Raw genomic sequence first — 18,528 nt, 5'->3', positions numbered from 1 at the left:
CCCGGCGGGGGATCACCCGCCGGGGACCGACCTCGGTGGGTGCTCCGGTGGCGCGTCACCCGGTTCGTCCCCCCGGTAGACGGTGTCCTGGTGGCTGCCGTCGCCGAGCTCGTCGACGAGCAGCAGGTCGCGGCGGACGTGCCGGCGGCGGTAGGCCACCCGGCTGATCATGTGCGCGGACACCGGGGCGGTGAGCAGCTGGAAGACCGCGACGAGCAGCAGCATCCAGGTGGCCGACCAGCCGTTGAGCCGGATCGCCCCGCCGACCATGACCAGCAGCACGCCGAGCACCTGCGGCTTGGTGCCGGCGTGCATCCGGGTGAGGACGTCGGGGAAGCGCACCAGCCCCAGCCCGGCGGTCAGGCAGAGCAGCGCGCCGGCCAGCAGGCAGGCGATCGCGAGGACGTCGGCCGGCCCGCTCACGAGCCCCCCTCCCTCTCCTCGGCGGCCACCGGCAGGCCGAGGTCCCGGCCGTCGGGGGTGCGGGCGCGCACGAGCATCCCGCCGACGTAGCGGGCGATCGACACCGTCCCGACGAAGGCCAGCAACGAGACGACGACCAGCACCGGCACCACTGTCGGGTCCCGCTCGAGCGCGGCGTACACCGCCAGGCCGGCAGAGATGATCACCAGCAGCGTGTCGGTGGCGACCACCCGGTCCAGCAGCGACGGGCCCAGCGCGAGCCGGGCCAGCGCCAGCAGCGCGCCCCCGCCGATCAGCGTGTACAGCACGTACCCCACGACGATCATGCGGCCGCCTCCAGCGCCGCCAGGTCGGCGGCCGAGCCGATCGCCCGCACCAGCCGGGTCTCGGTGCGCAGGACGTCCTCCTTCTCACGGGCCACGGCCGCCTCGTCGTCCACGTGCAGCAGGTGCACGGTGATCAGCCGCTCCTCCCGGTCCAGGTCGAGCACCAGCGAGCCGGGGACCAGCGAGGTCGCCTCGGCCACCATCGTCAGGATCAGGTCGGAGTCGGTGCGCAGCTGCACCCGCACGATCGCCGCCTGCCGGACGCCGCCCGGCCGCACCGCGATCCAGGCCACCTGCGCGGCGGAGACGAGCAGGTCGGCGGCGAAGTGGCCGAAGAAGACCAGCAGCGGCACCGGACGCACCCGCACCCCGCCGACGACGTGGGGCAGCGGCAGGAACACCAGCACGGCCAGCGCCACGAGCAGCCCGCTGATGACGTTGGCCCAGGACCAGGTGCCCCACAGCAGGATCCAGACCAGGACCAGCCAGATGACCAGCGGGACCTGGTGCCGCAGCCGGGTGGCGGCCGGCTCCACGCTCACGGGGTCTCCTCCGGGCCGAGGACCGTGGAGATGTACGGGGTGCGGTCCAGGAGGTCCTCGGCGGCGCGGTCGGCGATGCCGTAGAGGGGGCCGGCCAGGCCGGTGAGCGCGACGGTCACCGCGGCGAGCCCCGCGGTGGCCGCCACCATCGTCGCGGGTAGCGGGCGCAGGGCGCGGGTGCTGGCGGCGGCCGGTGGCAGGTCCGGCTCGGCGGCGGTCGCCACCCGCGTGTGCCGGCGCCACGCCGCCTGGAAGGGACTGCCCGTCCCGTCGCCGTCCGGGGACGGGCCACCGTTCCCGGACGGGCCGCCGTCCGGGGTGCTGCCGCCGCCGGACCCGGCGTCGGCGGCGGCCGCGGCGGCGGTGTCGTCGGCCGGCGCCTGCGTCGGGGGCCGCCAGAAGGCGCGGGTCCAGACGCGGGCGATGGCCAGCAGGGTGAGCAGGCTGGTGACCACCCCGCCGACGACCAGCGCCATGGCCATCGAGCTGCCCTCGGCGACGCCGGCGTGCAGCAGTCCGAGCTTGCCGATGAAGCCCGACAGCGGCGGGATGCCGGCCAGGTTCATCGCCGGCACGAAGAACAGCACCGCCAGCAGCGGCGAGCGCCGGGCCAGCCCGCCGAGCTTGTCCACCGAGGTGGTCCCGCCCTGGCGTTCGACCAGCCCGGCCACGAGGAACAGCGTGGTCTGGATGGCGATGTGGTGGGCGACGTAGAAGACGGCACCGGCCAGCCCGGCCGTCGTCCCCAGGGCGATGCCGAACACCATGTACCCGATGTGGCTGACCAGGGTGAACGACAGCAGCCGCCGCAGGTCGGTCTGCGCCACCGCGCCGAGGATGCCGACCAGCATCGTCGCCAGCGCCGCCCACATCAGCAGGTCGTCGAGGGCCCCGTCGGGGAACAGCAGGGTCTGGGTGCGGATGATCGCGTAGACGCCGACCTTCGTGAGCAGACCGGCGAACACCGCGGTGACCGGCGCCGGCGCCGTCGGGTAGCTGTCGGGCAGCCAGGCCGAGAGCGGGAACACCGCGGCCTTGATGCCGAAGGCGATGAGCAGCATCGACTGCAGCAGCACCTGGGTGCCCTCGGGCAGCTCGCCCAGGCGCACCGCGAGGTCGGCCATGTTGACCGTGCCGGTCGCGGCGTAGACGAGGCCGATCGCGGCGAGGAAGACCAGTGAGCTGGTCAGGCTGACGATGACGTAGGTGATGCCGCCCCGGATGCGCGGGGCCGTGCCGCCGAGGGTCAGCAGCACGTAGGAGGCCATGAGCAGGATCTCGAACCCGACGTAGAGGTTGAACAGGTCGCCGGCGAGGAAGGCGTTGCTCACGCCGGCCACCAGGACGAGGAACGTCGGGTGGAAGATCGACAGCGGGGTGTCCTCCTGCCCGTCGGCGGCGCCCTGGCCGACGGCGAAGACGAGGACGCCGAGGGCCACGGTGGAGGCGACCACCAGCATCAGCGCCGACAGCCGGTCGACGACCAGCACGATGCCGAGCGGGACGGGCCAGCCGCCGACGGCGACCGAGGTGGCGCCGTCGGCGTCGGCGATGAGCAGCAGGGTCACCGAGACCGCGAGCACCGCGGTGAGGACGGCGATGCTGAGGATGCGCTGGGACCGCGGGTGACCCGAGGTCAGCAGCGCCGCGGCCGCGCCGAGGAGCGGCAGCAGGACCGGCAGCGGCGCGAGGACGCTGGTCACCGGGCGCCCGTCACCGCGGGCAGGTCGACGTCGTCCGCGCCCAGGTCGTCGGCCTCGGGCGTGTGCAGGCTGTCGGCGTGGCCGGCCGCACGGTCCGCGGGGTCCAGCTCGTCGGGGTCGAGCTCGTCGGCGTCGGTGGCCGAGCGGGCGGCGACGCGGCGGTCCTCCTCGTCGGTGCCGACGACCTCCTGGTGCACCAGCCGCCAGGAGCGGTGGATCATCGCGAGCACGAACGCCGAGACGCCGAAGGTGATGACGATCGCGGTGAGGATCAGTGCCTGGGGCAGCGGGTCGGACATCTCCTCCGGCTCGGAGTAGCCGAGGATCGGCGCGAGTCCCGCGGGACCGCCGGCCGACAGCACCAGCAGGTTGGTGGCGTTGCCCATCAGCAGGAAGCCCAGCAGCACGCGGGTCAGGCTGCGGTCGAGGAGCAGGTACACCCCCGCCGCGTACAGGCCGCCGATGATCACCGGCAGCACGACGGTCGGGGTCATCGGACCACCACTTCTCCGGGGGTCAGTTCGATCGGGTCCTCCTCGTCCTCCTGCCGGTCCAGCTCGGCGCCCAGACTGCGCAGCACGTCGAGGGCGAGGCCCACGACGATGAGGTAGACGCCGATGTCGAAGAACAGCGAGGTCACGAGCTTGACGTGGCCGAGCACGGGCAGGTCGACCTCGAGGATCGCCGTCTGCAGCACCTCGGCGCCCAGCAGCAGACCGCCCACCCCGGTGCCACCGGCGAACAGCAGGCCGGCGCCGAGCAGCAGGCCGGGGGCGACCGGGGCGGCCTCACCCAGCTCGTAGCGGCCACCGGCGAGGTAGCGCAGCACGAGGGCGAGCCCCGCGACCAGGCCGCCGGCGAAGCCGCCGCCGGGCTCGTTGTGCCCGGAGAAGAGCAGGTAGAGCGAGAACACCATGATCGTGTGGAACAGGATCCGGGTGATCACCTCGAGCACCACGGAGCGCCGGGCCGGGTCGAGGATCGCGGTGGCGGCCAGCCAGCGGTCCCGCGGTGCCCGGCCGCTGCGCCGGCGCCGGGCCGCCAGCGCGGAGCTGGTGATGCGCTCGACCCCGCCGGTGCGCCCGCGGAGGAACACCAGGCTGGCCACGCCGGTCGCGGCGACGACGAGCAGGGAGATCTCGCCGAGGGTGTCCCAGGCGCGGATGTCGACCAGGGTCACGTTGACGATGTTCTTGCCCCCGCCGAAGTCGTACGCCGCCTCGGGGTAGGCCACCGAGACCGGCGTCGCGGTGCGCGCGGACAGCGCGACCGCCCCCACGGCGGCCATGAACGCCCCGACGGCGACCGCGATGACCCCGCGGACCGCGCGCTCGCGGGGCCGGTGCCGCTCGGTGATGTCCTTGGGCAGCTTGCGCAGCACGAGGACGAAGACGACGAGCGTGAGCGTCTCGACGAGGAACTGGGTGAGCGCGAGGTCCGGCGCCCCGTGCAGCACGAACAGGACCGCGCACCCGTACCCGGTGACGCCGACGACGAGGACCGCCGAGAGCCGCTGCCGGATGCGCAGCGCCAGCAGCGCCGCGGTGATCACGACGACGCCGACCATCGCCTGCACCGGGGTGTCCCAGGCCCGCCACTCCACCGGCCACGGCGCCCGGGTCAGCAGGAGCGTGCCCGGCAGCGCCAGGACGACGACGAGGATCGTGCCCAGGTAGGCGGGCAGCGAGCCGCGCTGCGTGGTGCCGGTGACGAGCACGGAGAGCCGGTCGATGCCCTGGACGACGTTCCAGTAGCCCTCGTCGGCCGAGGCCCCGACCGCGATCCGGCGCTGCAGCCGGTTCAGCGGGACACGGACGGCGAACAGCGCGGCGCCGCCCAGCAGGCTGACCGCGGTCAGTGCGAGCGCCGGCTGCAGGCCGTGCCACAGCGCCAGCTCCTCGTACTCGGGGGCGAGCAGGGGCAGTGTCTCGGCATAGGCCCCGACCACCGGTTCGAGCAGCGGGCTGGCCGGCCCGGCGACCAGCCCGGCGAGGGCCAGCACCGCAGGCGCGGCGAGGAACAGCGGTCCCGGCGGGTGCTCCGGCACGGTGTCGGGGACGCCGCGCTTGCCGGCGAAGGCGCCCCAGAGGAAGCGGAAGGTGTAGGCGGCGGTGAGCACCGAGCCCACGACCAACCCGGTGAGCTCGAACGCCGCCGCCGCGCGGGAGGCCAGCCCGCCCTCCCACAGCGCGGTGAAGGCCGCCTCCTTGCCGACGAACCCGAACAGCGGGGGGACCCCGGCCATCGAGGCGCCGGCGAGCAACCCGATGCCGGCGAGCACCGGGAGCCGCCGGCCCAGCCCGGAGATCCTCCGCAGGTCGCGGGTGCCGGTGGCGTGGTCGATGACGCCGACGGTGAGGAAGAGCGTGGACTTGAACAGGGCGTGCGCGATGGTCATCGCCAGCCCGGCGGCGGCCAGCTCCTGGCTGCCGGCGCCCACGAGCACCAGGAGGAAGCCCAGCTGGCTGACGGTGCCGAAGGCCAGCAGCAGCTTGAGGTCGTTCTGCCGCAGCGAGCGGTAGCCGCCGACCAGCATCGTGGCCAGCCCGAGGCCGAGCACGACCGGCCGCCACCCGGGGACGTCGGCGAAGCCGGGGGCCAGCCGGGCGACGAGGTAGATGCCGGCCTTCACCATCGCCGCGGCGTGCAGGTAGGCGCTGACCGGCGTCGGCGCCTCCATCGCGGCGGGCAGCCAGAAGTGGAACGGGACCATCGCCGACTTGGTCACCGCCCCGGCCAGCACCAGCGCCGTCCCGGCGACCATGCCCGAGCCGGTGCCGGGGTCGGCGACGACCTCCGACAGGAGGTAGGAGCCGCTGGCCTGCCCGATCAGGATCAGCCCGACGAGCATGGCGAGCCCGCCGGCGGTGGTGAGGATGAGGGCCTGCGACGCGGCCCGGCGCGCGGCCAGCCGCCGTCCGGAGCCGCCGATGAGCAGGAAGGAGAAGACGGTGGTGAGCTCCCAGAAGACGTACAGGAGCAGCAGGTCGTCGGCGAGGACGAGGCCGAGCATGGAGCCGGCGAAGGCGGTGAGCGACCCGGCGAACCGGCCGAGACCCTCGTCGTCGGGGGCGAAGTAGCGGGCGCAGTAGACGAACACCAGGGCGCCGACCCCGGTGACCAGCGCGGCGAAGACCAGCGCGAGCGCGTCCAGCCGCAGGGCGACGTCGAGGTCGAGGGCCGGGATCCACGGCACCGTCTCGGAGACGTCCTCCCCGCCGAGGACGGCGCCCAGCTGGGCGAGGGTCCAGACGAAGCCGGCGGCCGGCACCAGGGCGAGGACCAGGAACGCCTGCCGCCCCCACCACCGCACGAACACGGGCGCGAGCACGCCGGCGAGCAGGTGGAGGAGCAGCAGAACTAGCACGGGTCTCCCGGGAGTCGGAGGGGCGGCTCGGGGACCACTGACGTCGGTCGTCGACGGCCGGCGGTACTGGGGAGTCTACCCGGGAGGGCATCCCGGCTCGGCCGCGCTGCAGGGGCCCGCCGCGAGCCGGCGAGCGGCGGGGCAGCGGGTCCTTCGATCACCTGCCGGGCGTGACCAGGCCGCTCTCGTAGGCGAAGGCGACCGCCTGGACCCGGTCGCGCAGGCCCAGCTCGAGCAGCAACCGGCTCACGTGCGTCTTGACCGTCGCCTCGCCCAGGTACAGCCGGGCGGCGATCTCGGCGTTGGTGAGACCGGTGGCGACGAGCGCGAGGACGTCGGTCTCCCGCTCGGTGAGCTGGGCCAGCGCGCCGGTCCGCTCGGGGTCGGGCGCGGGCGCCGCGGCGAAGTGCTCGATCACCCGCAGGGTGACCGCCGGGTCGAGCAGCCCCTGCCCGGCGGCGACGGTGTGCACCGCGGCGACGAGGTCCTCCGGCGGGGCCACCTTGAGCAGGAACCCACTGACCCCGGCCCGCAGCGCCGCGGCCACGTACTCGTCCTCGTCCTCGTCGAACGTGGTCAGCACGATGATGCGGGTCGGCAGGTCGGTGGCGGCCAGCCGGCGGGCGGCCTCGAGGCCGTCCACGCCCGGCATGCGGACGTCGAGCAGGACGACGACCCACCCCGACGACCGCCGCGACGACCGCTCGCTCGGCCGGTTCGCTGATGCTGCCGATCGCCGGTGGCGCCCTCATCGCCGGATCGCTGCTCTACGTGGCCGGCATGGCGACCTCGCCGCCGCAGGACTCCATGGCCGCTGCCGACTACATCGAGGCCCTGGCCCGCGACGAGGGCCGGACGACGCTGTCGGCGATGCTGCTGCACTACGGGAACATGGCCCTGGCCTGGCTGGCCGCCCCGGCGCTGGTGCGGGGCCGCCGCGGACGCGTCGCGACGATCGTCGGGGCCCTGATGTCCGCCGTCGGCCTGGTCACGGTGACCGGGTTCGTGCTCTATGACTACTGGACCGCCGCGATCGGTCGGACGCTGGACCCGGCCGCGGCCCTGGCCCTGGCCCTCTACGACAGCGTGGGCGGCAACGCGGCGGTCGGCGTGGTCGGCATCCTGACGCTGTTCGGCATCGTCGGGCCGCTGGTCGTGTACGTCGGCCTGGCCCGCGCCGGCGTGACCGGGTGGTGGCTGCTGGCCCCGGCTGTCGCCGGCATCGCCGCCTCGATGGCGGTGGCCTTCTCGCCGCTGCCCCACGCCGGGTTCGCCCTCGTCGGGGCCGTCCCGACGGTCGTCGTCGGCCTGCGGATGATCGCCCGCCGCCGCGCCGAGCGCCCCGCCGCCTGACCCGCACACCCTCGCTCCGGGGCTCGTGCTCTGCCCAGCACCGTGGGCAGAGCACGAGCCCCCGGATGGGACCCCCGGTACCCGTTCAGCCCTCGGCGAGTTCCGCGGCCTCCAGCCAGTCGCTCTCCACCTGGTCCTTCTCCGCGAGGACCGCCCGCAGTCGCTCGTCGAGCTCCAGCACCCTGGCGTGGTCGGTGGCCGCGGCGGCGAGCTGGCCGTGCAGCCGCTCCTCCTCGGCGGTGAGTTTCTCCAGCCGCCGCTCCAGGCGGGCCGCCTCCTTGCGGGCGGCCCGCACGTCACCGGACGAGCGGGCCGGAGCGGCCCCCGCGGCCGGGGCGGACCCCGCCGTCCCGGCGGAGCCGGCCGTCCCGGCGGACGTCGACAGCTGGGCCTCCCCCGCCGCCCGCCGCACCAGGTACTCCTCCACGCCACCGGGCAGGGCGGCCAGCGAGCCGTCGCCCATGAGCGCGACCACCGAGTCGCACACCCGGTCGACGAAGTACCGGTCGTGGCTGACCACCAGCACCGTGCCCGGGAAGCTGTCCAGCAGGTCCTCGAGCGCGGTGAGCGTGTCGATGTCCAGGTCGTTGGTCGGCTCGTCGAGCAGCAGCACGTTGGGCTCGGCCATGAGCAGCCGCAGCAGCTGCAGCCGCCGGCGCTCACCGCCGGAGAGGTCGCCGACCGGCGTCCACTGCCGGGACGCCGGGAAGCCGAACCGCTCGGCCAGCGAGGACGCCGAGATCTCCTGGTTGCCGATCCGCGCGATGCGGGCGACCTCCTGCACGGCCTCGAGCACCCGGGACCCCGGTGGCAGCTCGGTGACGTGCTGGGAGAGGTAGGCCGGCGCCACGGTCTGGCCGCGCACCACCCGGCCGCGGTCGGGTTCGGTCTCGCCGACCAGCAGCCGCAGCAGCGACGTCTTGCCCGCGCCGTTGACCCCGACGATGCCGATCCGGTCCCCGGGGCCGACGTGCCAGGTGAGGTCGGCGAACAGGGTGCGCGGGCCCTCATCGGTCCGCACCGCGTAGTCGACGTCCTCGACGTCGTAGACCGTCTTGCCCAGGCGGCGGGCGGCGAAGCCGGCCAGCGCCATGGAGTCGCGCGCCGGCGGCTCGTCGGCGATCAGCGCCTGGGCGGCCTCGATGCGGAACCGCGGCTTGCTGGTGCGCGCGGGCGGCCCGCGGCGCAGCCAGGCCAGCTCCTTGCGGACCAGGTTGAGCCGGCGCTCCTCGGTGACCGCGGCGATCCGCGCCCGCTCGGCGCGGGCCAGCGTGTAGGCCGCGTACCCGCCCTCGTAGGCGTGCACCGCGCCGTCGGCCACCTCCCACGTCGTGGTGCACACCTCGTCGAGGAACCACCGGTCGTGGGTGACGACGACCAGCGCACCCACCCGGCGCTTGACGTAGTCGGCGAGCCAGGCGACGCCCTCGACGTCGAGGTGGTTGGTCGGCTCGTCGAGCACGAGCAGGTCCAGCGGCCGGATCAGCTGGGCGGCCAGCGCCACCCGGCGACGCTCACCGCCGGACATCGGGGCCACCGGCGAGTCCAGGCCCAGCCGGTCCAGCTCCAGGCCGGTCAGCACGCTGCGCACCGCGGGGTCGGCCGCCCACTCGTGCTCGGCGGCGAACAGACTGGGCGGCAGGACGACGTCGCGGACCGTGGCACCCGGCGGGAGGGTGCCGGACTGGTCGAGCACGCCCATGGCCAGGTCGCTCCGGCGGGTGACGCGGCCGGTGTCGGGCTCCTCGCGGCCGGTCAGGACGCCGAGCAGCGTGGACTTGCCGCTGCCGTTGCGGCCCACCACGCCGATCCGCTCACCGGCGGCGATCCCGAGCGAGACGTCGTCGAGCAGCACGGTCGTGCCGTGCGCCTTCTGCACCCGCTCGAGGTTGACCAGGTTGAGGGGTGCGCTCATCACCGCCAGTATCCCGCAGCGGCCCGGGCAGCCGGACCCGGTGCTCGGCGCAGGGGCCCGGCCGCGCCCCCCGGCGGCGGGCGTCGTCACACGTGGCCCGCGAGGACGTCGCAAGCCCGGACCACGCTGCTCGCTCGGTCCGCGCCAGGTGGCCGCCCTGCGCCTGCGGGCGGTGAGGGTGGGCGACCTCGACGGACTTGGTCTGGTCGACGCTGCACCAGCCGCCGTCCCACCACTCCACCCAGGCGTGGCTCTCACCGGTGACGGTCGGCCCGACGCCGGCTTCCCGCTCGGGGTGCAGGTACCCGGAGACGTACCGCGCGGGCAGCCCCAGCGCACGCAGCAGGCCGACGGTTCCGCTACGTGTCGCGCGCGTCTCGACGCAGGTCGGCGCGGGGTTCCGCGGTGGCCACGCCGAGCCAGGCCCGCAGCGCGCCGTCGGACAGCAGCCGGCCGACCCGGCGCGACTGCTCCTGCGCCTCGGCCCAGCGCGGGTCCGCCCCGTGCCGGCGAGCCACCTCGTCGTCCACCACGTCGGCGCGCTGCGACCACTCGGCCGGGCTGTCGCCGAGGTCGGCGGCCGCGGTCTCGGCCAGCCGCAGGCCGGCCGCGGCGAGGAGGCCGCGCAGCTCGGGCTCGGTGGGGAACTCGTTGCCCTCGGGCAGTGGCGGGGGCAGCGGGCGGTCGGCCACGAACACCAGCAGGCCCAGCCGGCCGCCGTCGCGCAGCACCCGCCGCAGCTCGGCCAGCGCCTCCGCCTTCTGCGTGGTCGTGCACAGCACCCCGAGGCACCAGGCGGCGTCGAAGGTGTCGTCGGCGAACGGCAGCTGCTGGGCGAGGGCGGTCACCGACGGCAGGCCGAAGAGCCGGGCGGCGGCGCCCGCGGCGGCGTGCATCGGCTCGGCGCAGACCGCGCGGATCCCGCGCTCGGCGGCCAGCCAACCGGCCGGCCCGCCGACACCGGCGCCGTCGTCGAGCACCCGGCTGCCGGGCCCCAGGGCCAGGCGGTCGGCCAGCCAGCGCAACGCGCCCTCGCTACCGCTGCCCCGGCACCCGGCCGGGACGGCGTACCCGGGCCCGAGCGCGCGGACCGCCTCCTCGGTCCACCGGGCGACGGTGCCGAACTCGGCCTCCATCGCCTCGCTCTCCAGTTCGCTCATGCGGCCCTCTCCCTGATCGTGGCGGCGACCTCGGCCTTGACCTGCGCGCCGGCGTCCGCCCCGGCCGACGACGCCGCCCCCGAGAGGTTGACCCCCACCACCCCGGGGACGGCGAGCAGCGCCCGCGCCTCCTCGACGGCCGCGGCGATCCCGGCCGACCGCGGGTCGGGTGCCGCCAGCACCCGCTCCACGGCGTCGTCGTCCACCTGGAGGCCGGGAAAGCGCTGCAGCACCCGCGCGGAGCGCTCGTCGGTGTAGACCGCGACCGCGGCGACGAACGGCAGCGTCGCACCGGCGGCCCGGGCGGCGGCGACGAACTCCGCGACCTGCGCCGGCGTCCGGACGTGGTTGAGCACGCACACCTGCGCGCCGGCCCGCTGCTTGCCGGCGACCCGCGCCGGGCGCAGGTGCACCGGCGGCGCGGCCGGCGCCTCCGGGACCGCGACCGGCAGTCCGGCCTCCGTGGCGAGGGCGGTCAGCCGCGGGCCGTCGAGGTCGAAGACCTGGGTGGCCCCAGGCCGGACGTCGGGGCCGCGGGCGTCCCCGGTCACGCAGAGGACCGCGTCGACCCCGACGGTGGACAGCCCGGCGATCTCCTGCTCGAGCACCACGCGGTTGCGGTCGCGGCAGGCCAGCGTCGTCCAGGGCCGGCCGCCGGCCGCGAGCACCTCGGCGGCCAGCAGGCTCGGCGGGAGGTCGGGGCGGTTGGCGTGCTCACCGGCCAGCAGACCGTCGGACACCGGCCCGAGCACCCGGACGACACGGCGCAGCGCGGCCCGGTCGAACGGCGGCACGCTCAGGTCGGCGAGGACGAAGGGGCGGGTGCCGGCCCGGTCGAACGGGCCGGGCGGCGGTGGTCCGGGTGCCGGCCGGGAGCCGGGCCAGGGCGGCGCGGGCTCGTCGAGGAACACGCAGCGGTGCTCGGCCACCTCGCAGCGCTCGTCGGCCCGCACCCCGCCGCAGGGCCCGAAGACCATGTGCTTGGGGCAGCCCGGCCGGCGGGCGACGTCGTCCACCCGGGCAGCCTGACCGCGCCGACCGTCCGCCAAACCCGCCCGCCCGTGCTCCCGCCGAGATCGCCGATCTCGGCGGGAGCAGGCGCCGGAGCCGCCGAGATCGGCGATCTCGGCGGGTACGGCGGACGAAGGGAAGACATCGGGCCCGGGCGGCGCTACAGTCACCGCTAGTTGAGCCCTCAATCAAGGAGGCCGGCATGCCTGCCGTGACCGTCGAGGACACCACCGCTCTCCCCCGCGTCCCCGTGCCCGCCCCGGGAACGGTGCGCCGCCGGGTCCGCTCGGTGACCACCGCGCCGTCCGGGTTCGAGGGCGAGGGCTTCCCCGTCCGTCGCGCCTTCGCCGGGGTGGACCTGCGCGACCTGGACCCGTTCATCCACATGGACCAGATGGGTGAGGTCGAGTACGCGCCGGGTGAGCCCAAGGGCACCTCCTGGCACCCGCACCGCGGCTTCGAGACCGTCACCTACATCCTCGACGGCACCTTCGAGCACGCCGACTCCCACGGCGGCGGGGGCACCATCAGCAACGGGGACACCCAGTGGATGACCGCCGGCGGCGGGGTCCTGCACATCGAGCGGCCGCCGGAGCACCTCGTGGTCAGCGGCGGGCTGTTCCACGGCCTGCAGCTCTGGGTGAACCTGCCGAAGGCACAGAAGTGGGTCGAGCCGCGCTACCAGGACCTGCGGGCCGACGAGTCCGTGCTGCTGGCCAGCCCGGACGCCGGCGCCTTCCTCCGGGTCATCGCCGGCGACGTGGCGGGCCACCGCGGCCCGGGTTCCACCTACACCCCGATGGCGATGGTGCACGCGACGATCGCCCCCGGCGCCACCCTCGACCTGCCGTGGCGGTCGGACTTCAACGCGCTGGTCTACGTGCTCTCCGGCGCGGGGTCGGTCGGCATCGACGCGCACCCGGTGCGCACCGGCCAGCTCGCCGTCTTCGGCCCGGGCGACACGATCACGGTCTCAGGGGCGGTCGCCCAGGAGTCCCGGACCCCGGCGCTGGACGTCGTCGTCCTGGGTGGGGCGCCGATCCGCGAGCCGATCGCGATGTACGGGCCGTTCGTCATGAACACCCGCCAGGAGGTCATGGACGCGTTCACCGACTTCCAGGCCGGGCGGCTCGGGAGCATCCCGGCGCAGCACGTCCCGCACGCCGCGGTCCGGGGCGAGAGCGGCCAGTGACCGTGGCTCCCGGTGGCGGCTACCGCGCCGCCACCGGGAGCTGCATGCTGGCCACGACCGGTACCCGACGGAGGGATCCCCGTGCCCGTCTTCCCCCCCATGCCGCTCGCCGAGTGGGCCGACACCAAGGAGACCGTGCACCGGTTCCTGCAGATCGTCGGCAAGCTCCGGCTGGCCAACGCCCCACGACGCAACCACTGGTGGCACATCCCGTTCCACCTGACCGGCCGTGGCCTGACCACCCGGCCGATGGGCTTCGACCCGGTGTTCGCCGTCGACCTCGACCTGGTCGACCACCGCCTGGAGATCTCCGTCTCGGACGGACGGCGGGCGTCGTTCCCGCTGCCCGGGCTGAGCGTGGCGGCCTTCTACCGGCAACTGCTCGACACCCTCGCGGCGCTCGGCCTGCCGGCCACCGTCGACGTCCCCGTCCCGTTCGACCTCGCCGACCGCACCCCGTTCGCCGAGGACGAGCAGCACACGTCCTACGACCGCCACCAGGTGACCCGCTACTGGCTGGTCCTGGGCCAGGTGGCGCAGGTCCTCGAGGAGTTCGCCGGCCGCAGCTACGCGAAGACCAGCCCGGTGCACCACTTCTGGCACACCCTCGACCTGGCCGTGACCCGCTTCTCCGACCGGCGGGTGGACCAGCCGGCGCAGGTCGACCCGGTCACCCGTGAGGCCTACTCCCACGAGGTCATCAGCGCCGGCTTCTGGTTCGGCGACGCGCAGGTGCCCGAGCCGGCGTTCTACTCCTACACGGCCCCCGAGCCGCCGGGGCTGACCGAGGAGCCGCTGCGGCCCGCCGCTGCCCGGTGGATCGACAGCCGCGGCGCCCACCTGGCTCTGCTGCCCTACGAGGAGGTGCGGACCGCGGCGGACCCGCGAGCCGTGGTCCTGGACTTCCTGGAGAGCGCCTACGTGGCCGGTGCCCGCCGGGCCGGCTGGGACCTCGCGGCGCTGCGCTGCCCGTCCGCGCCCGAGGCCCGATGACCCCGACCCGACCCGACCTCCGGAGGCCCGTGCCATGAGCAACCTCGACCGTCGCCCGTCCGCCCGGGAGCTGGGCGGTCTCGAGGGCACCGCGGCCGGCCCGGTGCTCGACCTGCTGCCCGGCAAGGAGGTGCTGCTCGGCGAGAGCACCCGCGTCCGCCGGCTGCTGCCGACGCTGGGCCGCCGGCTGGTCGGCGCGTGGGCGTTCGTCGACCACTACGGCCCCGACGACATCGCCGCCACCTCCGGCATGCAGGTGGCGCCGCACCCGCACACCGGCCTGCAGACCGTCTCCTGGCTGCTCGAGGGCGAGATCCACCACCTGGACTCCCTCGGCAGCGACGCCGTCATCAGGCCCGGGGAGCTGGCGCTCATGACCGCCGGCCACGGCATCGCGCACTCCGAGCAGTCCCCGGCGGTGCACCCACGGTTCCTGCACGGCGCCCAGCTGTGGGTGGCCCTGCCCGACGCCGCCCGCGAGGCCACCCCGGCGTTCGCCCACCACCGCGACCTGCCCGGGTTCTCCTCCGACGGCCTGACGGCGACCGTGCTCATGGGGTCGCTCGGCGGGGCGACGTCCCCCGGCACCGCGCACACCCCGCTCGTCGGCGCCGACCTCGACCTCGCCGCCGGCGCGGACGTCGTGCTGCCCCTGGAGCCGGACTTCGAGTACGCCCTGCTGGCCTCGTCGGGCGAGGCCTCGGTCGAGGACGCGCCGCTCGACCGGGGTGCGATGCTCTACCTCGGCACCGGACGGCGGACGGTGCGGCTGCGGGCCACCGAGGCCGTCCGGCTGCTCCTGCTCGGCGGTGCACCGTTCGAGGAGCGGATCGTAATGTGGTGGAACTTCGTCGGCCGCACCGGCGAGGAGATCGCCGAGTTCGCCGAGCGCTGGAACGCCGAGGACGAGCGCTTCGGCGCGGTCGTCGGCTACGACGGCGAACGGCTCCCGGCACCGCCGCTGCCGCCGGTCTCCCTGAAGGCCCGCGGTCGGGTCCGCTGAACGGCGGGAACGCTGCCGTCCGGCCGCGCCGGCTGCGGACCAACGGGCACAACCGGCGGCGGGACGGCGTTCCCGCCGACATGGCTGCTCCCCTCGACCCCCGCATGCTCGCCTTCGTCGCCGAGAACCGCTGGGGGGTGCTCGCGACCGTCAAGCGCGACGGCCGCCCCCAGCTGTCCAACGTCGGCTATGCCTTCGACCCGGAGTCACAGCTGATCCGGGTCTCGGTGACCGCCGACCGGGCCAAGACCCGCAACCTGCAGGGGGACCCCCGGGTGACCCTGCACGTCTCCTCGGCGGACTTCTGGACCTGGGTCGCCGTCGAGGGCACCGCGGAGCTGACGCCGGTCGCGGCCGATCCGCACGACGCCACGGTCGAGGAGCTCATCACCTACTACCGCGGCATCTCCGGCGAGCACGAGAACTGGGACGACTACCGCGCGGCGATGGTCGCCGACCGCCGGCTGGTCGTCCGGTTCCGGCCCGAGCACTCCTACGGCCAGCTCCGCCGCTGACGGCCCCGCGTCCCGGTGGCGGGCGCCCTACGGGCCCGCCACCGGCCCCGTCCAGGGCACCGCCGCGAGCGTGCGAGCGGTGGGGAGGACGGGGTTCTTCCGGGGTCCTTCTTCAGCTCCCGGCCGGCACCTGCATGACGGAGAACGGGGCGCCCCACGGGTCGGTGACCACGGCGAACCGGCCGTACTCGGTGTCCGTGGGGGCCATGGTCACCTTGCCGCCGCCGGCCTCCACGGTGGCGACGGCGTCGTCGGCCGAGAGCACGGCGAAGCAGACCGACCAACCCTTCGGCGACCCGGGCTCGTGGCCGCCGAGCCCGCCGAGCGGGTTGCCGCCCGTGGCGAAGGTCGAGTACTCCATCCCGCCGTCCATGGGGATGGCCTCGAAGGCGAAGCCGAAGACCGCCGCGTAGAACTCCCGCGCGGCCGCGGGGTCGGTGACGGCGGCCTCGTTCCACACCAGGGCGCCGGGCTCGTTGAAGATGCGGGCCCCGGTGTGCGTGCCGGACTGCCACAGCCCGAAGGCGTTGCCCTGCGGGTCGACCGCGATGGTCATCGTGCCCATCGGCCCGACCTCCATCGGTTCGACGACGACGGTGCCACCGGCCTCCCGGATCCGGTCGACCGTCGCCCGGGAGTCGTCGGTGGCGAAGTACGTCGTCCAGCCCGGGGAGTCCCCCGGGTTCATCAGCGGGCCGAGCCCGGCGGCCGGCTCACCGTTCCTCGTCGCGTTCAGGTAGCCGCCGTACTCCGCGTCGCCGCCGGTGTACTCCCAGCCGAACAGCCGGGCGTAGAACTCCTTCGCGGCGTCGAGGTCCGAGGCGCCGTAGTCGATCCAGCACGGGCTGCCGGCCGGCCATGGGGTGTTCCGAGTGGGCATTGCTCCTCCTCAGGATGTGGGGAGGGTCACCGTGCCAGCCGCCTCCGACAGTTCCCAGGGGTCGGTGAGCGGGGTCAGAACTCGCCGCCGCCGAAGTCCCCGCCGAAGTCGCCGCCGCCGAAGTCCGAGGCGCCCCAGTCGCCGCCCCCGAGGTCCCCGCCGTCGTGGTCGCCGAAGATCAGCCCGCCGAGCAGCAGGCCCCCGAGGCCGGCACCGAGTGGCCCGATGCCGCCGCGCCGTGGGGCGCCGTAGCCGTAGCCACCGCCGAACCCACCGCCGTAGCCACCGCCGTACCCCCCATAGCCGCCGTACCCGTTCTGCTGTGACCACCGCTGGACGTCGGCCTCGGCCTCCGCGAGCGCCTGCTGCGCGAGCCGGTCGGCGGTCTGCGCCGCCCGCAGCGCGGCCGCGGGGTCGGACCCGCCCTGCCGCTCGGCCGCCGCCAGGTGCCGCTCGGCCTCGGCCAGCCGGGTGCGCGCCGTGCTGCCCACCGCACCGCGGCGGGTGCTGATGAAGTCGCCGCCCGCGGCGACCGCCGCACGGGCGGTCAGCAGTGCCTGGTCCAGCGCCTCCGCGGCGCGGCGGGTCCGGGTCTGCTCGTCACGCTCGGTCTGCAGCGCCTGCTCCAGCGCGGCGTCGGCCTCCTCCAACCGGCGCAGCGCCGCCAGCGGGTCGGGGCGCCCGGCGTCCCCGCCGGCGAGCGCGGCGTCGGCTGAGGCCAGGGCGGACTCCGCCCGGGCGATCTGCGGGCGCAGGTCGCTGTGGCTGCCCGCTGCCATGACCGCGCGGGCCTCGGCGAGGTCCTCCTGGATGTCGGCCCGCGCCGTCGGCACCCGCTGCTCGGCGGCCGCGAGGTCCGCGCCCAGGCGGGCGATCGCGTCGAGCAGCGTGGCGCTCTGCCCCACCGCGTTCTCCGCGCCGCGCAACCGGCCCACCGAGCGGCCACCCCGGCCGGCGGCCTGGTCCTCGCGGGCCAGCTCCATCTCCCGCGTGGCCGCCGCCAGCCGCAGACCCGCCTCGGCGACGTTCTCGGCGACCGGCGTCACGACCGTCGCGGCGTACCGGGCCTGCAGGTCGGCGAGCCGGCGCTCCTCGTCGGGCAGCCGCCGCTGCAGCTGCCCGATCCGCCGCTCCAGCTCCTCGGCGGCCTGGCCGGCGGTGCGCTCCCGCTCGCGCAGCTCCTCGAGCGCGGCGGCCTGCGCCTCCAGCCGCTTCCCCGCGGCGTCGGTCAGCGCCAGCAGCTCGGTGAGCATCCGGCGCCGGGTCGGCTCGTCCTCGGGGATCTCGTCGTCGAGCTCCTGCCGGATGGTGAAGGCGCGGGCGAGCTCGGCCCGCGACCGGTCCAGCGCCTCGGGCAGCCCCGGGACCGCCTCGTCGCCGAAGTACGAGCGGGCGTAGTCGAGGTTCAGCTGGGCGCCGCGGACCTGCTCGTCCAGCTCCAGCAGCGCGGTGCTGCCCCGGTAGTTGAGCTGCTCGGTGGGGGTGCCGGCGTGCGGGTCGGCCTCGCGGCGCTGGGCGGGGGCGGCGGCCAGCTCACGCTGCGCGGCCCGCTTGCGGCGGCGGCTGAACAGGTACCCGCCGCCGGCGAGCAGGAAGAGCAGGACGACGACGGCCAGCACCGCTCCTCCGCCACCGCCCGCCGACGAGCCCCCCGCCGCGGCGGACTCGCCACCACCGGCGGAGAGGCCCTCGGCCAGCGCCACCGAGGCCCCGGCCCAGTCGCCCTGGGACAGCTGCGCCTCGACGTCGCCGGCCAGCACGTCCTGCAGGTCCGAGGGGTCGACCTCATCGCCGTAGTGGACGCCGTAGACGCGGTCCTCGACGGCGACGGCCATGAGCACGTCGTCGGCGTCCAGCCCGGTCTGCTGGGCGCTGGACCGCGCCCACTCGGTCCGGTCGGTGCCGTCGAAGCTGTCCACGTAGACGACGTACAACTCGGTGCCGGTCTCGGAGCTCAGGTCGTCCAGCGCCGCCTGGACCTCGACCTCCTCACCGGCGTCCATGACGTCTGCCTGGTCGCTGACCTGCTCGGTCACGCCCGAGGGCGGCACGGCGAGAGCCGGGGCGGCAGCGCCCAGGAGCAGGGCGGCCGCGAGGGGCGCCACGATGGTCAGCCGGCGCACGGGGGGACCTCCGTCGAACGAG

At 75.3% G+C, this 18,528-nt stretch carries 18 protein-coding genes; 5 read left to right on the top strand and 13 right to left on the bottom strand.

The window, feature by feature from the left end:
* Positions 1 to 12: 12 nt before the first annotated feature.
* The 7 genes from mnhG to CRP39_RS12650 form a co-directional block, all read right to left on the bottom strand.
* Positions 13 to 423 (bottom strand): monovalent cation/H(+) antiporter subunit G, encoded by a 411-nt coding sequence (gene mnhG / locus CRP39_RS12680; RefSeq protein ID WP_097206756.1) that lies wholly within the window; start codon positions 421 to 423, stop codon positions 13 to 15.
* Positions 420 to 749: a monovalent cation/H+ antiporter complex subunit F gene (locus CRP39_RS12675; protein WP_097206755.1), complete on the bottom strand. Its 330-nt coding sequence runs from the start codon at positions 747 to 749 to the stop codon at positions 420 to 422. The genes mnhG and CRP39_RS12675 overlap by 4 nt, the downstream gene beginning before the upstream one ends.
* The gene (locus tag CRP39_RS12670; RefSeq protein ID WP_097206754.1) at positions 746 to 1,291 is read right to left on the bottom strand and encodes a Na+/H+ antiporter subunit E; all 546 of its coding nucleotides are present in this window, start codon (positions 1,289 to 1,291) and stop codon (positions 746 to 748) included. The genes CRP39_RS12675 and CRP39_RS12670 overlap by 4 nt, the downstream gene beginning before the upstream one ends.
* Positions 1,288 to 2,994, bottom strand: coding sequence for a Na+/H+ antiporter subunit D (locus tag CRP39_RS12665; protein ID WP_097206753.1), 1,707 nt, complete (start codon positions 2,992 to 2,994; stop codon positions 1,288 to 1,290). The genes CRP39_RS12670 and CRP39_RS12665 overlap by 4 nt, the downstream gene beginning before the upstream one ends.
* Positions 2,991 to 3,488 carry a Na(+)/H(+) antiporter subunit C gene (locus CRP39_RS12660; RefSeq protein WP_097206752.1) on the bottom strand — a complete coding sequence of 166 codons (498 nt, stop codon included), beginning with the start codon at positions 3,486 to 3,488 and terminating at the stop codon, positions 2,991 to 2,993. The genes CRP39_RS12665 and CRP39_RS12660 overlap by 4 nt, the downstream gene beginning before the upstream one ends.
* Positions 3,485 to 6,361 (bottom strand): Na+/H+ antiporter subunit A, encoded by a 2,877-nt coding sequence (locus CRP39_RS12655; protein WP_097206751.1) that lies wholly within the window; start codon positions 6,359 to 6,361, stop codon positions 3,485 to 3,487. Before CRP39_RS12655 ends, CRP39_RS12660 begins: the two co-directional genes overlap by 4 nt.
* A 157-nt stretch (positions 6,362 to 6,518) precedes the next feature.
* Complete coding sequence (locus CRP39_RS12650) at positions 6,519 to 7,028, bottom strand: LuxR C-terminal-related transcriptional regulator (RefSeq protein ID WP_260180031.1); 510 nt, start codon at positions 7,026 to 7,028, stop codon at positions 6,519 to 6,521.
* 56 nt (positions 7,029 to 7,084) lie between these two features.
* Between CRP39_RS12650 and CRP39_RS12645 the strand changes: the two genes are divergently transcribed.
* Positions 7,085 to 7,714, top strand: a complete 630-nt coding sequence (locus tag CRP39_RS12645) for a hypothetical protein (RefSeq protein WP_097206749.1) — start codon at positions 7,085 to 7,087, stop codon at positions 7,712 to 7,714.
* An 85-nt stretch (positions 7,715 to 7,799) separates the two neighbouring features.
* On the opposite strand, the gene CRP39_RS12640 is transcribed toward CRP39_RS12645, so the two are convergent.
* Genes CRP39_RS12640 through CRP39_RS12625 form a run of 4 tightly spaced genes read right to left on the bottom strand, consistent with a single transcriptional unit; the run spans position 7,800 to position 11,805 of the window.
* The gene (locus tag CRP39_RS12640) at positions 7,800 to 9,629 is read right to left on the bottom strand and encodes an ABC-F family ATP-binding cassette domain-containing protein (protein WP_097206748.1); all 1,830 of its coding nucleotides are present in this window, start codon (positions 9,627 to 9,629) and stop codon (positions 7,800 to 7,802) included.
* On the bottom strand, positions 9,529 to 9,972 hold the full coding sequence (locus tag CRP39_RS27555) for a transglutaminase-like domain-containing protein (RefSeq protein WP_260180032.1): 444 nt from the start codon (positions 9,970 to 9,972) through the stop codon (positions 9,529 to 9,531). Before CRP39_RS27555 ends, CRP39_RS12640 begins: the two co-directional genes overlap by 101 nt.
* Positions 9,973 to 9,988: 16 nt before the next feature.
* The gene (locus tag CRP39_RS12630; protein ID WP_245853817.1) at positions 9,989 to 10,789 is read right to left on the bottom strand and encodes a class I SAM-dependent methyltransferase; all 801 of its coding nucleotides are present in this window, start codon (positions 10,787 to 10,789) and stop codon (positions 9,989 to 9,991) included.
* Positions 10,786 to 11,805, bottom strand: coding sequence for a methylenetetrahydrofolate reductase C-terminal domain-containing protein (locus CRP39_RS12625; protein ID WP_245853816.1), 1,020 nt, complete (start codon positions 11,803 to 11,805; stop codon positions 10,786 to 10,788). Before CRP39_RS12625 ends, CRP39_RS12630 begins: the two co-directional genes overlap by 4 nt.
* A 197-nt stretch (positions 11,806 to 12,002) precedes the next feature.
* Between CRP39_RS12625 and CRP39_RS12620 the strand changes: the two genes are divergently transcribed.
* The 4 genes from CRP39_RS12620 (at position 12,003) to CRP39_RS12605 (ending at position 15,503) form a co-directional block, all read left to right on the top strand.
* Complete coding sequence (locus CRP39_RS12620) at positions 12,003 to 12,992, top strand: pirin family protein (protein ID WP_097206747.1); 990 nt, start codon at positions 12,003 to 12,005, stop codon at positions 12,990 to 12,992.
* An 81-nt stretch (positions 12,993 to 13,073) separates the two neighbouring features.
* Positions 13,074 to 13,985: a DUF5996 family protein gene (locus tag CRP39_RS12615; RefSeq protein ID WP_097206746.1), complete on the top strand. Its 912-nt coding sequence runs from the start codon at positions 13,074 to 13,076 to the stop codon at positions 13,983 to 13,985.
* Between the two features lie 34 nt (positions 13,986 to 14,019).
* On the top strand, positions 14,020 to 14,988 hold the full coding sequence (locus CRP39_RS12610; RefSeq protein WP_097206745.1) for a pirin family protein: 969 nt from the start codon (positions 14,020 to 14,022) through the stop codon (positions 14,986 to 14,988).
* An 80-nt stretch (positions 14,989 to 15,068) separates the two neighbouring features.
* Positions 15,069 to 15,503 carry a PPOX class F420-dependent oxidoreductase gene (locus CRP39_RS12605; RefSeq protein WP_097206744.1) on the top strand — a complete coding sequence of 145 codons (435 nt, stop codon included), beginning with the start codon at positions 15,069 to 15,071 and terminating at the stop codon, positions 15,501 to 15,503.
* 112 nt (positions 15,504 to 15,615) lie between these two features.
* On the opposite strand, the gene CRP39_RS12600 is transcribed toward CRP39_RS12605, so the two are convergent.
* Both CRP39_RS12600 and CRP39_RS12595 read right to left on the bottom strand, forming a co-directional pair.
* Positions 15,616 to 16,383 carry a VOC family protein gene (locus tag CRP39_RS12600; RefSeq protein WP_097206743.1) on the bottom strand — a complete coding sequence of 256 codons (768 nt, stop codon included), beginning with the start codon at positions 16,381 to 16,383 and terminating at the stop codon, positions 15,616 to 15,618.
* Positions 16,384 to 16,457: 74 nt separating this feature from the next.
* Entirely contained in the window at positions 16,458 to 18,506 is a 2,049-nt protein-coding gene (locus CRP39_RS12595; protein ID WP_097206742.1) for a TPM domain-containing protein, read from the bottom strand.
* Between the last annotated feature and the right edge of the window lie 22 nt (positions 18,507 to 18,528).

It is taken from the genome of Geodermatophilus sabuli, from assembly GCF_900215145.1.
In the GTDB taxonomy this organism is placed as follows: domain Bacteria; phylum Actinomycetota; class Actinomycetes; order Mycobacteriales; family Geodermatophilaceae; genus Geodermatophilus; species Geodermatophilus sabuli.
Note: the sequence above shows the minus strand (reverse complement) of the source record. Positions and strands in the feature narration are given on the sequence as shown.